The sequence below is a fragment of the Maribacter sp. 4U21 genome (assembly GCF_002742365.1).
GTDB lineage: Bacteria > Bacteroidota > Bacteroidia > Flavobacteriales > Flavobacteriaceae > Maribacter.
This window is the reverse complement of record NZ_MDGN01000029.1, coordinates 14,929-28,991: the sequence shown is the minus strand read 5'-3', so window position 1 is coordinate 28,991 and position 14,063 is coordinate 14,929. Positions and strand designations below refer to the sequence as shown.

General features: G+C 39.5%; 12 protein-coding genes. 5 read left to right on the top strand and 7 right to left on the bottom strand.

The annotated features are described in order from the left end of the window. Nucleotides 1–70: 70 nt before the first annotated feature. A complete protein-coding gene (locus BFP77_RS05030) occupies nucleotides 71–1,852 on the bottom strand; it encodes a tetratricopeptide repeat protein (RefSeq protein ID WP_099572960.1) in 1,782 nt (593 codons plus the stop codon). Nucleotides 1,853–2,053: 201 nt separating this feature from the next. Between BFP77_RS05030 and BFP77_RS05025 the strand changes: the two genes are divergently transcribed. From BFP77_RS05025 to BFP77_RS17265, 3 genes are all read left to right on the top strand, one after another. Continuing rightward, entirely contained in the window at nucleotides 2,054–2,413 is a 360-nt protein-coding gene (locus BFP77_RS05025) for a hypothetical protein (protein WP_099572959.1), read from the top strand. Nucleotides 2,414–3,090: 677 nt separating this feature from the next. Next, nucleotides 3,091–3,258 carry a hypothetical protein gene (locus BFP77_RS16925; RefSeq protein WP_180272313.1) on the top strand — a complete coding sequence of 56 codons (168 nt, stop codon included), beginning with the start codon at nucleotides 3,091–3,093 and terminating at the stop codon, nucleotides 3,256–3,258. A 26-nt stretch (nucleotides 3,259–3,284) separates the two neighbouring features. Next, nucleotides 3,285–3,419: a hypothetical protein gene (locus BFP77_RS17265; RefSeq protein ID WP_257212872.1), complete on the top strand. Its 135-nt coding sequence runs from the start codon at nucleotides 3,285–3,287 to the stop codon at nucleotides 3,417–3,419. 43 nt (nucleotides 3,420–3,462) lie between these two features. Here BFP77_RS17265 and serS read toward each other — a convergent pair whose 3' ends face one another. The 3 genes from serS to BFP77_RS05010 all read right to left on the bottom strand — a co-directional run bounded on the left by serS (nucleotide 3,463) and on the right by BFP77_RS05010 (nucleotide 7,079). Then, nucleotides 3,463–4,734, bottom strand: a complete 1,272-nt coding sequence (gene serS, locus BFP77_RS05020; protein ID WP_099572958.1) for a serine--tRNA ligase — start codon at nucleotides 4,732–4,734, stop codon at nucleotides 3,463–3,465. Between the two features lie 87 nt (nucleotides 4,735–4,821). Next, nucleotides 4,822–6,150 carry an HTTM domain-containing protein gene (locus BFP77_RS05015; protein ID WP_099572957.1) on the bottom strand — a complete coding sequence of 443 codons (1,329 nt, stop codon included), beginning with the start codon at nucleotides 6,148–6,150 and terminating at the stop codon, nucleotides 4,822–4,824. Nucleotides 6,151–6,152: 2 nt separating this feature from the next. Then, nucleotides 6,153–7,079: a bifunctional riboflavin kinase/FAD synthetase gene (locus BFP77_RS05010; RefSeq protein ID WP_099572956.1), complete on the bottom strand. Its 927-nt coding sequence runs from the start codon at nucleotides 7,077–7,079 to the stop codon at nucleotides 6,153–6,155. 53 nt (nucleotides 7,080–7,132) lie between these two features. Here BFP77_RS05010 and BFP77_RS05005 point away from each other — a divergent pair, with 53 nt between their 5' ends. After that, entirely contained in the window at nucleotides 7,133–10,909 is a 3,777-nt protein-coding gene (locus BFP77_RS05005; RefSeq protein ID WP_099573029.1) for a zinc-dependent metalloprotease, read from the top strand. Then, complete coding sequence (locus BFP77_RS05000; RefSeq protein ID WP_257212871.1) at nucleotides 10,906–11,592, top strand: hypothetical protein; 687 nt, start codon at nucleotides 10,906–10,908, stop codon at nucleotides 11,590–11,592. The genes BFP77_RS05005 and BFP77_RS05000 overlap by 4 nt, the downstream gene beginning before the upstream one ends. A gap of 5 nt (nucleotides 11,593–11,597) precedes the next feature. Here the strand turns inward: BFP77_RS05000 and pth are convergent, their stop codons facing one another. The 3 genes from pth to BFP77_RS04985 all read right to left on the bottom strand — a co-directional run bounded on the left by pth (nucleotide 11,598) and on the right by BFP77_RS04985 (nucleotide 13,998). Then, entirely contained in the window at nucleotides 11,598–12,227 is a 630-nt protein-coding gene (gene pth, locus BFP77_RS04995; protein ID WP_099572955.1) for an aminoacyl-tRNA hydrolase, read from the bottom strand. Nucleotides 12,228–12,313: 86 nt separating this feature from the next. Further along, on the bottom strand, nucleotides 12,314–12,961 hold the full coding sequence (locus BFP77_RS04990) for a 50S ribosomal protein L25/general stress protein Ctc (RefSeq protein WP_099572954.1): 648 nt from the start codon (nucleotides 12,959–12,961) through the stop codon (nucleotides 12,314–12,316). A gap of 95 nt (nucleotides 12,962–13,056) precedes the next feature. Continuing rightward, nucleotides 13,057–13,998: a ribose-phosphate pyrophosphokinase gene (locus tag BFP77_RS04985; RefSeq protein WP_099572953.1), complete on the bottom strand. Its 942-nt coding sequence runs from the start codon at nucleotides 13,996–13,998 to the stop codon at nucleotides 13,057–13,059. Nucleotides 13,999–14,063 lie beyond the last annotated feature (65 nt).

The following is a 14,063-nucleotide window of genomic DNA, read 5'->3' as shown; positions in this document are numbered from 1 at the left end:
TTTAAATCTGCCAAGATAATTTATTTTAGAGTTAAAAGTCCTTCCCTTGAGAAGCATTTAGGACGGGTCTTTAGTTAATGGCATCTCCCCTTAATATTCTGAAATTCTTCCGCGCCTGTGGAAAGTAATAGCTGTCTTGGTAGTTATAAATTATCTTCTCATAGTGTCCTCTTGCCTTTTCGGGTTTATCAAATGTTTTTCGATATAGCTCTCCCAACGCAAAATGGGCATCATCGGCCAAAATGCCATTGCCGTAAAATTCTATTATTTTTTGATAATTGAACTCGGCGGATTCATACTTTTTCTGTGCTTCAAAAAGTTGTGCCTGTTTTAGTAGTGCCTCGTCCTCTATTTTTTCCCCTTTATGATTTTGTAGTATATCCTCTAAGCCTTCAATGGCCTCTTCCGTCTTATTCTGATACGCTAAAAAATCTGCTCTGGCATATTTCTTTAACGCAGTTTGGGTGGAATCTTCCAATGAATTGTCAGAAATCAAAAGACTTAACTGCATAGCATCATTGGCAATGAGCTGAGACGTAGAACCGCGCAGTACTTTTAATTGGGTTAGTGCCCAGTCGAAATCTCCTTTGTAAAAACTGGTTTCGGCAACTTTGTACCTAGCGTTTTGACCTAGGACATCGTTCTTTAATTTTTTTTGAATTTGAGAAAAATAGATAAGGGCCTCGTTAAATTTTCTGTCATAGACCAAAATGTCCCCTAAGGTTAATTTTAGGTAAGCCGTTCCTCTATCGTTAAGGGGTAACTCTAAACTATTTTTTAGTAGTTTAATCGCTAGCTCGGGACTATCCTTTTTAAAGGTCAGAAATTTGGCATACGCCACCTGCAATTGCAGGGTTTGGGTCCTATATCCGTAGGTGTCTATAAGTTCCTCATACTTTTTTTGAATGGAAGGGTAATCGCTTTTTGTGGACTCTAATAGCTCAATATCCAACAAATTAAGGTTGGCCTCCAAACGCGTAACTTCATCTCCCGTTTCCTTAACAACGTAATTAAATATTTCCCTGGCAACCTCGGTCTCCTCCTCATCAAGTACGGTTTGGGCTAAATTTTCCAGTCGTACCGTTGTGCTGCCATCCATACGTTTGTAAATTGCTTTTTCTTGTCTAAACGCACTGCTATATTGTTCTTGTCGTACGAATAACCAACTCAAAAGTTCGTTCCAAACAATTTTTGGTGTCTTCTGTGCCTTTTCAAGTAAAATTTGCTTGAGAAGGGTATTATTATAGTTTTCGGGGTCTGCGGTAATAAAATCATCTATATTCCTAAGAATGTTGGACTTTGAGGTTTTTCCGTTACCTATTAAATCCAAATAGGAGCGGTACATTTTGTCAATGTTTCCTTGCTCGCCGTATAATCGCGCCAATTGAAAGCTATAATCAAGGGCCGGGTTCAACTCCATTGCCTTAGTATAGGCTAAAACAGCCTTGTCCAACAAGCTGTATTTCTGAAACTGATATCCTAGGGCATAACCATAATTAGGATTTTGCTCAATAATCTGTAAGGCTTGCGTGTAATACTCATTTGCCTTATCGGGCATCTCCTGTAGGGTATAATTATAGCCTAATTCTATAAATAGACTTGGGTGTGGATTCCACTGCTTCAACTGTTTCAAAAGAAATTTTTCTGCGTCGGCGTACCGTTCCAATTGTTGGTAACAGGAAATTAAACCCTGTTGATAGTCGGTTCGTCTAGGATTTTTCTCCGTCAGTTTTTCGTAAAAAACGAGTGCCTTTTCAAAATCACCATCCGCAAAATACTGTTTTGCAAGAAAGTCTTCTTGAGCTCCAAGAGAAATTGAAAATAACAGGAATAGTAGTAGAAACAACCGCATATCGGAAATTTATCAAATTTAAGCAAGCTTGAGAAAACAATCTGTTAAGTGTTCGCTAATTCCAGTAAAAGGTGCCGTAGCTTTTGAATATATCTTGCCAGATGTACAAAAGATAGGGCCATTTACAAACAAAGCGTACGTCAATTTTTATAAAGACGTAACTTTAGAATACGCTATAATGTAACTAAAAAAAATTATAGAATGGAAAAACGATTTTTAAGCTCAAAAACGAAACGGTTCTATTTTAATAACGGTCAAGCAGATGTTAGTTATGTTGCTATCCATGGAGATGAATTAGCGGTAGACCCTACGCAAGATGGAACGGTCACGGGGAGGAGGGATGCCTTTTATAGGGATCGGCAAGGAAGTATAGCCGCCAATACACCAATGTCGCCGCAACGCAGTATTGAATACTACTTTTTGGATATTGGTCAAGGGGATGCTTCATTTATCGTTACCCCGAACAACAAAAAAATTCTGGTGGATGGTGGTCTAAAGGATAGGGCATTGGGCTTTTTAATCTGGAAATATAGATTGGACAAACCCGGTAACAAAGGATGAGAACCTAATAGCTGCATAAAACAACAATTTAGCTCGCAAGTCCTATAAGATATATCGAATCAGAACTGGAGTTAAAGAAAAAATTATAGTAAATAGAATTTCAAAAACAGTATTTTTATTAGTACCATAAAAGGTCTATTTATGGTACTAATAAAAAGAACGAGAAATGGAACTGGGAATGAATGTTTTTTGATTCAGGTTTAATTTACCGTAAAACGGCCGATTTAAAGAACTCTTTTTTATCTAATCAAGTTGAGTGTGATTTTAAAAGGGAGATTATTAGAAATATCACGATGACGGCTTGGTGTTGTCTTCCAAGATAAGTTGTTCAGGTTTTACAGTATGTTGTTGGTCTAATTTAAGAAAAGATTATACAAATTAAATCGAAACCCATTTTAATTAAGCAGTATATTTTATAAATCTTTTTGTGCATTCAAGTTAAACTTAATAGAGGTCAGTAGTTAACTGCATATTAGTTTGGACTGGTATACTTTTCCTTTTCCGACCATTTTAGTTATCAGGTTGTTGAATACGGTCGCCTTGACGATCCGCAGATCGGTTGTTTCCAAGAGGACAATCGGAAGATTGTTGCAACTGTTACAAATGAGGAAGGAACCATAAGGGGACCAACAGAAAATTTTTGTAGTAATTCTTTTACCATCGAGCCTGATTGCAAAGTGGAAACTAGACCATTAGGATTGTTTGCACCATGCAATCTGTCCGAAGAATTTCAGGAAGAAGGAATTCAAGTGTTGTACAGCGGATATGTGTATGAAAGTTTTGCTACGGAGAATATATGTGCGGACTTCTTTGAAATAACGGAAATAAGTTTAATCGATCCATAAATTATCACTATTATAAAAAAACTACAATGGATGGTTTGGATTTTTCCAGTTCTGCTGCAAATGCCGAAGCAAGACAGCGATTTAAAAAAATTCTACCCGGTATCATCAACGTACGAACGGACGGTGAAAACATCTATGCTTTTAGGCGGGTTCAAATGTAGTACCAATGGGAATCCTACAAGATAAAATTCAATGATTTGTAAACTAGTCTATCTTATCAAAACCACAATAGGGAACCAGTACTTCTGGTATTTGAATGCCATTCGCCGTTTGATAATTTTCTAAAATTCCCGCTAAGACCCGTGGCAACGCCAAGGAGCTACCATTTAGGGTATGTGCCAATTGACTTTTCCCGTTCTCGTCTTTAAAGCGAAGTTTTAATCGATTGGCCTGATAGGTTTCAAAATTGGAAACGGAGCTTATTTCCAGCCAACGGTCCTGAGCGGTAGAAAATACTTCAAAATCGTAGGTCAAGGCCGCTGTAAAACCTAAATCTCCGCCGCACAAACGTAAAATTCTATACGGTAACTTAAGTTCGCGTAAAATATGCTTAACGTGTTCTACCATGCCGTCCAAAGCCTTATAGGAGTTTTCCGGGTGTTCTACACGTACAATTTCAACCTTATCAAATTGATGAAGTCTGTTCAACCCTCTAACATGGGCACCATAACTACCCGCTTCTCTCCTAAAGCATGGGGTGTATCCCGTATAGCAAATCGGGAATTCTTTTTCGTCCACTATTACATCCCTGAAAATATTGGTCACGGGAACTTCTGCGGTCGGGATTAGATAAAGGTCGTCTGCCGTAACGTGGTACATTTGGCCCTCTTTGTCGGGTAATTGTCCCGTTCCGTAGCCTGATAGTTCATTGACCAAATGGGGTACCTGTATCTCCGTGTAGCCTGCCTCGGCATTTTTATCAAGGAAATAGGCAATCAAGGCACGTTGTAGTCGCGCTCCTTTTCCTTTATAAACAGGAAAGCCTGCCCCAGCTATTTTAACACCTAATTCAAAATCAATAATGTCATATTTTTTAGCCAATTCCCAATGCGGTAGTGCATTTTCTATAAGTTCAGGAACAACACCTTCTTTGAAGATTTCCTCATTGTCCTCATCGGTATTTCCATCGGGTACGGAAGCGTGTGGTATATTAGGAATTTGATAGAGTAGCGTTTTAAGCTCCTCTGCCGCAATACTTAAATCCTCGCTCAGTTTTTTGGATTCTTCCTTTAGACCGCCTGTTTTTTCTTTTAGAACGGTTGCTTCTTGAGCCTTTCCGGTTTTGTAAAGGATTCCAATTTCCTTAGAAAGACTGTTGGATTCCGCTAGTACCGCATCTAAACGTGTTTGAGTGGCTCTTCTTTTATCGTCTAACTGAATAACGTTTTTAAGCAAGGAATTTCCATCGATATTTCGCTTTTTAAGTGCGTCTACCATTTCATTTTTTTGCTCGCGGATAGCCTGTAGCTGTAACATGGGTGAAATCTTTAAGAGTGCAAATTTAAGCTAATCTTACGATTTAATACAGCTACCTTTGTGATGTATATCGATTAAATAGGCACGTTATGGTCTATTGGATAGTTGCGAAGGCAATATCCACTCATGATGCCGATAGGGATTCCATGGAGTGTTTGCTAAATCTACCTTAGGGTCTATAAAAGGAACGTAGGGTCTCCCATTGATGCTGATCGTAGATTCAATTAGGTATACAGAAACTCTTTCGCCCTTCTTTGAAAATTCCTTTTTCATATAATTGGCAAATTGCCAGGCAAAATCAGGATAGGATAATACCTTCCGTTTTTGACCACGGTTTAAATAGTCGTTTGGACGGACAAATATCTGTTTACCTATGGTATGATTAACAATTTTGAACTGACCTCTACCGTTTCTACTGCGAAGCATCATACGCCAGCTCATGCGGTGCCCTTCTTCCGTCCAAAGCACATCGTCTTCAATTGCATGATGCCGTAAAGGCAAGAGCAACTGTATCGTAAAGTAAATCCCAAATCCTACCAGAAATACCTGTTTGTAAGAGGGCTGACTTATTTTTTTAGAGAAAAAAGGAATCTTGTTTTTAAAGAAAATTTTTCGAATTGTTTCTGTCTCGAAGAAGAAAACACTAAAAGCTAAGGACAGATAGGGGAATATACCAATTTGAAAAACGATGGAATTGAACAGGTGAAAAAAGATGGATAGAAAAAAAGCAATTTTTCTGCTGGGTTTCCAAAGCAAGGCAGGAATAATCAGAAGGTCGAACAGGATGCCCGCCGAACCAATTATTTTATGCACCCAAGGTTGTTGCAGGATCTCACCGATTAAAAAGTAATGGGCTTTAGGACGCATTAGAATCTTAATCATACCAAAATCTAGCCAATCTCCATATAATTTTGCCACCGAGGCATACACGTAAACGATGAGAAGCTGTAATACGATAATCCATTTGACATAACCATACATGGAATTTTGGTTCGGTGCCGCACTGTTCCTTGCATCTATGGCATAGTTTTTATGCGCTGGAAAAAAACACATAAACAATGCAATCAATATCAATAGGTAATAATGATTATTGTAGGCCGTTTTTTGCATAAGATACACCGCTGTCCACAGTAGTGTAAAGACTATAATGCTAAAACGATATTTATAGCCAAGGGCGATGGTAATGCCCAGTGTTCCCATAACGGCAAAGTAGAGATACATGCCTGGTCCTGGAAGGTTTTGAAGCCATTCAAAATCAATAAACGGAAAAGTAAACTGCGGTTCTACCAGATTTTTTTTGACCCAGCCTGTAATGAGGGCTCCAAAACACTCTAATGAGATAAGTATACCAAAAAAGATTCTAAAAATTAGTAGCGGACTGTTGTCTATTCTCTGAAATAACAACCTGTTCAACATACTTATTTGGATATGAATTCGAGAGCGTTTTTACGGTCTATCGCAAGTTGTTCCTTGAGTGCGTCCAAAGACTCAAATTTATATTCTTCCCTAAGTCGGTGTAGCATATTCACTTGTATTTCCTGTTCGTACAGGTCTTTTTCAAAATCAAAGAAATGAACTTCTATGGTTTGTGTCTTGCCGTTTACCGTAGGATTATAGCCAATATTCATCATGCCATGAACAGTGTTACCGTCAATAACACTGCTTACGGTATAGGCACCTGTTTTTGGAATAAGTTTATAGTCTTCTTTAATAGCTAAATTGGCCGTAGGGAAGCTGAGCTGTCTACCTAATCCTTTACCTTTTTGGACAGTTCCGGTGAGCATGTATTCATACCCTAAATACATATTTGCCGTTACGATATCACCACTATCAAGTGCTTTTCTGATTTTTGTGGAACTTACGGATACATTATCGATTTCTTGGGCGGGTATTTCCTCTACCTCAAATTCCAGCGTGTTTCCAAAAGAGATGAGATCTGTGATATTGGCATTTCTATTTCTCCCGAACCTATGGTCGTAACCAATGATAATTTTCTTTGACCTGAGTTTATTTACCAAAAGGTCTCGAACAAACTCAGTTGCGGATAGTCTAGAAAATTCCTTGGTAAACGGATGAATAACCAAAATATCCAGACCCATTTTTTTGAGGATGGTCGTTTTTTCATTAATGGTATTTAGCAATTTAATATCCGCATCTTTTTGTAGTACCATCCTCGGATGGGGGAAAAAGGTAAGCACCGCAGATTTCAGTTCGGCATCTTTGGCATGATTTATGACCCTTTCCAGTATTTTCCGGTGACCAATATGAACGCCATCAAAAGTGCCAATGGTAATGGCAACAGGATGTTGTTGGTTATATTTGGAAATGCTACGGACTGTATTCACCTATGATGGAAAATAAAAGAACTATATTTGATATTGAGATAAAAGCCCCCTCAATGGTTACAAAATTACGTCTAGTTTTCTCAATTACCATAGTATTTTTCTCCTTTTATGGTACTGCGCAAAGTAATTATTGGAATGATGCAGTGTTAAGTGACGCCAATAAACGAATAGTACGTAATAAATTGGCCGTAGAGGAGGTGAAAGTTTTTAGTTTAGACGATTCACTTTTTCGGGCGAAGCTCACTCAAAATAACGTCCAGACCGGTTCCATCGTTTATTTTCCGGACGATGACGGCAAACAGATTGCTTTTAAAGTTTTTGAGGCCAATGTATTTTCTAAGGAACTGTCCATAAAATATCCAAATATAAAGTCGTATCGAGGTGTAAGTATGGATAATAGCACCAAGAGAATTCATTTTAGTGTTTCGCCCAAGGGCATCCAAAGTATGATGACAGGGCGCGGCGAGAAGGGAATGTTGTTCATGGAAAAGGGTATAGGTCTAACCTACGTGCTATATAATCGCAATAACCATAATGCCAAGGATATTGGGTTTATCTGCAAAACATCGCCTAAAATTCTTGAACAAAGTTTATCATCGACTGCAAAACTGGTCGATGACCAGACCCTAAGAAAATTTAGGGTGGCCATAGCTGCCTCTGGAGAATATACGAATTACCACGGCGGCACAAAGGCTGGTGCTCTTACAGCCATTAATGCAACACTTACACGTGTAAACGGTATTTTTGAGCGTGATTTAGGAGTTACGCTGGAACTTATTGGAACTACGGACGAGGTCATCTATTTAGATTCGGAAACCGATCCGTTTACGGGTAGCCTAAGTTCTCAGACCCAAAACGTTCTTACAAGTGTTCTTGGTGAAGAGAGCTACGACATCGGTCATCTGTTCAATCAAAAAGACGATACGCTAGATGGTAACTCAGGTTTCATCGGTTCAGTCTGTAGGGATAATCGAAAAGGGAGTGCGTACACCACGTTTTCCGATCCTGAGGGAGATGTCTTTGATATTGATTTAGTAGCGCATGAAATGGGGCATCAATTTGGTGCAAATCACACCTTTTCTCATCTTTCAGAGGGCACTTCTGTTCAAGTAGAGCCTGGTAGCGGAACTACCATAATGGGTTATGCAGGTATTACCGGGGCCAACAATGTTGCCTCTAATAGCGACGACTATTTTCATTACTCCAGTATTCTTCAAATTAGGGAATATCTGGAAACTGTTTCGTGTGGGGAGACCATGGCGCTGACCAATGTTCCGCCGGTTCTTAACCCGGTTCAGAACTATATTATCCCGAAGACTACGGCTTTTGTCTTAACAGGGGACGCAACGGATGCGGATGTGGGGGATATCATCACTTATTCTTGGGAACAAATAGACAATGGCATAGTTACACAAGCCACTTTTGGACCTACAAGCCCTACAGGAGCTATGTTTCGCTCTTTGCCACCTACAACGGTTCCGGAACGGTATTTTCCAAATCTGGACAGAATTTTATCAGGTAGTTTAACCCAGACCAACCCAGGTTTGGGAGACGCTTGGGAAACAGTTTCAAGTGTAGAGCGAAATTTAAATTTCTCGTTAACGGTTAGGGACAATGCGTTGAATGGCGGACAATTGGTATCTGATGAAATTGCAGTATTGGTCAGTAATGATGCCGGCCCCTTTATAGTTACTTCGCAAAGCGCGCCAGCTGCATATGTTGCAGGCGAAGTACAAACTATTAGCTGGGATGTCGCCAATACCAATTTGGCTCCTGTTTCTGCAGAAACTGTTGATATTTTTTTATCGATAGATGGAGGGTTGACCTATCCGACGATAGTCGCTCAAAATGTGCCCAACGATGGTACTCATGACGTAGTTATTCCGGCACAGCCCACGTCATCGGCCAGGTTTATGGTAAGAGCCCACAACAATATATTTTTCGCTATTAACAGTGTTGATTTCACTATTACCGCATCGGAGATTGTTCTCAATTTTGATGCCTTGGAATATGAGATATGTAAACCAGATGATTTGGTAGTTGATTTTAACTATGAGACCTATCTAGGTTTCTCAGAAGAAAGTACCTTCAGCATAGTATCCTTGCCTCCTGGCTTGAATGCAACATTTTCATCACCAACTGCAAACACCAATAATACGCCTATTTCCATAGCTTTTACCGGAACCAATAGCGTGCCCATAGGGAACTACCCTTTAACGGTAAGGGCTACAGCACCCACTTTTACCAAGGAGCTGGAGATTACTTTAAATCTTTATGATACTACGTTTACTGAAGTGCAATTGGTGGCTCCAACGGACGGATTCTTGAACGCGTCCAAAGACCTTACTTTGAAATGGGAGTCCAATATTCAGAATACAGCTTATGTGCTAGAAATTGCCACTGATGCAGCTTTTACCAATATTATTGAATCTCCTACGGTAAGTACCAATGTGTACATGCCAACTGCCTTGGAAAACAATACAGAGTACTTTTGGAGGGTAAAACCGATCAATAGTTGTGGGGAAGGGGTTTTTGGCGCTTCTAGAACTTTCACTACCATAAATTTCAACTGTATTTCACAAGATGCTTTTGGACTTCCACTGGATATTTCTTCTAGCGGAACGCCGACCATAATTTCCAGGATATCTTTTTTTGAGGATTTATCCTTGGCGGATTTAAATGTAAATCTAGACTTAGAACATACTTTTTTGGCAGACCTGGTCATAAGTCTTACCTCACCGGCAGGTACAACCGTGGTTTTGGTATCGAGTTCCTGTGGGGAAGCGCGTAATATTAATGCGGTTTTTGATGATGACGCCTTGCCATTTACCTGTACCGGAAACCCTGCGGTAAATGGTACGGTTAGGCCTTTAGGTTCCTTAAGTTCTTTCAATGGAGAATCCATCTTAGGGGAATGGATATTGGAAGTGAAGGATAATGCCCCTTCGGACGGGGGAAGGTTAAATGCATTTGCCTTGGAAGTCTGTGTAGAAGGAAATTTTAGGCCCGACGCTGATAATGACGGGGTTTTTGATGATGGAGATGACCTTTGCTTGGATACCCCTACGGGTCAAGAGGTAGATGCTTCCGGATGTCCTATATTCCGATTTCCAACGGAAAATTTCAACGTTAGTCTACAAAGTGAAACCTGTAGAACAAATAATGACGGACAAATTCAAATTGAGGCTAAGATTGGATTAGACTATGAAGTTACGGTTACTGGGTCGGGGGTTAATGTTGTTCAAAATTTTACGGACTCATTTGTACTTCCAAATTTAAGTGCCGGAACATATGCTATTTGTATCAATGGTACAGACGGGACCATAGTCTATGAGGAAGAATGCTTAGATGTTGTTATTACAGAGCCAGATATCCTAGAAGTAAGTGCTATCGTTGCTTTAGACAGTAATCAGTTGACAGTTAGTTTAGAAGGTTCTGCCTTGTACAACGTAGCACTAAATGGTGTTGTACAACAAACGGAACTTTCCGAAGTAACTTTGGACTTGAAGGATGGTGCTAATATTTTAAAGGTTTCTACTAATTTACCTTGCCAAGGAGTTTACGAGGAAGATATTATAGTCGCTAGTAATACCTCACCCGTGGTTTTTCCAAATCCATTTACAGATTTTATTGAAGCGTATTTGGGTAGGGAGTCCGGAAATGTAGTTGTAAAGGTTTTTAGTGCGACCGGGAGATTGGTTAAAAGTGATAGCCTAACGCTTAATGGACCGGTAACACGAATTGATCTTAGCGAACTTTCAACGGGACTGTACTATGTTCAGTTTCTTGGTGAGAATAGCAAGGGAACCGTAAAATTGATTAAAAGATGATACGCTATATTTTACTATTCATAGTCTCTCTCTTTATAATTACCAGTTGTAAGAAGAAGAACAGTCCAAAACCACCGGGGCAGGTGCAACTTATTTTTCCAGATAGGAATTCTGAATGTACTACGGGTCAAAGTTTAAATGCGGAAACAAGTCAAGTAGAATTCAGATGGGAAGAGGGAATCAATGTAGATACTTATGAGCTTAGGGTTACCAATGGTAATACGGGTACCGTACAAACCATTAATACCGCCAGTACATCGGTAAGACTACCTATTGCAAAAGGGGAGCCATTTTCTTGGTTTGTAAGATCCAAGAATAATGAGGTGCCAGAAACGGTTTCCAGTCAAATCTGGAATTTTTATAATGCCGGTTCTAGGACCACTTTTGCTCCTTTCCCTGCCGATATCCTAAACCCTAGGATGTCAGAAAATGTCTTTAAGGATGTGAATAACGAAGTTACTTTGTTTTGGTCGGCTTCCGACCTTGATGACGATATTCTGGAATATGAAGTATATCTTTCCGTTGAAACACCATCCGCAGACTTGGTAGGCACCCTTGATGAAGATGAGACTACACTAAAAGTTAGTGTGGCCTCCAATACCGTATACTATTGGAGTGTTATTACTAAGGATAAAGAAGGGAATGCTACAAACTCCGGGATTTATAGTTTTAAGGTTTTATAGCTTACTTACGAACCGTTAAACTGGTTCATAGTTCTAGAAATACCTGATAGCACAAAGGAATCTACAAGTTCTACAGATTTGTTTAACCGTGCTTCTAAAGCAAGTTCTTCATCTTCGGTCCATTTGCCTAAGACATACTCTACTTGTCTTCCTTTACCAAAATCGGACCCTACACCAAACCTAAACCTATTATACTTTGTGGTCTGTAGATATTCCTGCGTATCTTTTAATCCATTATGTCCACCATCACTGCCTTTGGTCTTAACTCTAATAGTACCGAACGGAAGATTAATATCATCCGTAATTACGAGTATATTTTCCAAGGGTATTTTCTCCTTATCCATCCAATATTTAATGGCTTTACCGCTCCGGTTCATGTATGTAGATGGTTTTAGACAAAGAATGCTTCTGCCTTTCAGCTTATAAACGCCTAAATCACCAAGCTTTAAGGTTTCAAAGGAAAATTCTTTTTTCTGCGCCAAATTATCCAACACCTTAAAACCAATATTGTGCCTTGTTTCAGCATATTCATCCCCAATATTTCCAAGACCCACTATCAAAAACTTTTTCATATTGTCTTTTTCTTCTAGCAACAAATTATCGTGACCAAATAACGATAAGAAATATTTGAACATTGACTTTTATATGGTTTATGACATATAAAAATACAAAAGCATCCACCATTTGGCGGATGCTTTCTATCAACTTTACATTAAAATTCTTATTCTTGAGCTGCTTCGGCTGCAGGAGCATCTGCACCTTCGGCGCCTTCAGCGCCCTCAGCACCTTCTTCTCCTTCTTCTTCATCTTCATCAACAGCAACGGCGGCACGAGCAGTTTTAACCTGCACTACAACAGTACTATCTGGGTGTAAGATGGTAAAATCGTCATTTAACAAACTAGCCACTGAAATATTTTGGCCAATTTTTAATTTCGATATATCAATATCGAAGAAATCCGGAAGTTTGTCCGGTAAGGCTTTAATGGCCAGTTTTCTTTTTCTAAATAAAAGACGACCACCGTTTCTAACCCCAGGAGAGTTCCCTTGAAGACGAACAGGAATGTTCATGGTTACCTCTTTATCATCGAATAGTTGGTAAAAATCAATATGTAAGATTTTATCTGTAACAGGATGGAATTGAATATCCTGCATAATTGCTCTTACTTGCCCTTCACCCAAGTCAACCTTTACGGTATGTGCGGCGGCGGTGTACACTAAATCCCTGAAACTTAATTCAGGTGCTGAAAAATGTAGTGGTTTTTCCCCTCCGTATACTACGCAAGGAACCATTCCAGCATTACGTAGGGCCTTTGTTGCCTTTTTGCCCACGCTTTCTCTTTCTGATCCTTTAATTGTAATTGACTTCATTATATATATTAAAAATTAATAATTCAAAACTAATTTGTGACTTCGACTACGCTCAGTCACCTTATTTCCTCTAGATTATCTCAGCACAGCCGAAGCTACATTAAAAACTTGGAGGAAATAGAGTTGTTGTTATGTACTTTATGCATTACATCGGCAACTAGATCAGCACAACTCAATGCCTTTACTTTATCACTTTTTATTTCTATCGGAATAGAATCTGTAATGATCAATTCTGTTAATTTAGACTTTTCTATCTTATCGTAAGCATTTCCCGACAACAGACCATGTGTTGTTATTGCTCGTACACTGATAGCTCCTCTTTCCATCATCAAATCAGCCGCCTTGGTCAATGTGCCTGCCGTATCTACCATATCATCCACCAGTACCACATTTTTTCCTTGAACATCACCTATTAATTCCATATGCGAAATCACATTGGCTTTTGCGCGTTGTTTATAACAGACCACAACATCACTTTCCAAGGCTTTAGAGTAGGCGTAAGCTCTTTTAGAACCGCCCATGTCAGGGGAGGCAATAGTAAGATTCTCCAGGCCTAAGTTCTTTAAATAGGGTAAAAACAGTGTTGAAGCGAATAAATGGTCTACGGGCTTTTCAAAAAAACCTTGAATTTGGTCTGCATGGAGATCCATAGTAATAATGCGTGTTGCCCCTGCAGCTTCAAGCATTTTCGCAACCAACTTTGCAGCGATAGGAACCCTAGGTTTGTCTTTTCTATCTTGGCGTGCCCAGCCAAAATAGGGCATGACCGCCGTTACATGTCTTGCGGACGCTCTCTTGGCCGCGTCTATCATCAGCAACATTTCCATTAGGTTTTCAGGGCCGGGATGGGTAGAGCCAATGATAAAGATTCGTGTACCTCTAATAGATTCTTCATAAGAAGGTTGAAACTCACCATCACTGTAACGCGATGTAATGACTTTACCTAGCTCCATTCCATAGGCTTTTGCTATCTTTTTGCCAAGTACCATACTTTGGGTACAAGCAAATATTTTTGGTTCTGGAACTTGATATGGCATAATCAAATATATTGTAACCTCTGAAACATGGAAATCTCTGCGTCGACTGCGCTCAGCACAGGTGT

Coding starts and splice junctions, on each gene's coding strand:
- BFP77_RS05030 (WP_099572960.1), bottom strand. CDS start 1,852: ATGCGGTTGTTTCTACTACTATTCCTGTTATTTTCAATTTCTCTTGGA.
- BFP77_RS05025 (WP_099572959.1), top strand. CDS start 2,054: ATGGAAAAACGATTTTTAAGCTCAAAAACGAAACGGTTCTATTTTAAT.
- BFP77_RS17265 (WP_257212872.1), top strand. CDS start 3,285: ATGGATGGTTTGGATTTTTCCAGTTCTGCTGCAAATGCCGAAGCAAGA.
- serS (WP_099572958.1), bottom strand. CDS start 4,734: ATGTTACAGCTACAGGCTATCCGCGAGCAAAAAAATGAAATGGTAGAC.
- BFP77_RS05015 (WP_099572957.1), bottom strand. CDS start 6,150: ATGTTGAACAGGTTGTTATTTCAGAGAATAGACAACAGTCCGCTACTA.
- BFP77_RS05005 (WP_099573029.1), top strand. CDS start 7,133: ATGGTTACAAAATTACGTCTAGTTTTCTCAATTACCATAGTATTTTTC.
- BFP77_RS05000 (WP_257212871.1), top strand. CDS start 10,906: ATGATACGCTATATTTTACTATTCATAGTCTCTCTCTTTATAATTACC.
- pth (WP_099572955.1), bottom strand. CDS start 12,227: ATGTTCAAATATTTCTTATCGTTATTTGGTCACGATAATTTGTTGCTA.
- BFP77_RS04990 (WP_099572954.1), bottom strand. CDS start 12,961: ATGAAGTCAATTACAATTAAAGGATCAGAAAGAGAAAGCGTGGGCAAA.
- BFP77_RS04985 (WP_099572953.1), bottom strand. CDS start 13,998: ATGCCATATCAAGTTCCAGAACCAAAAATATTTGCTTGTACCCAAAGT.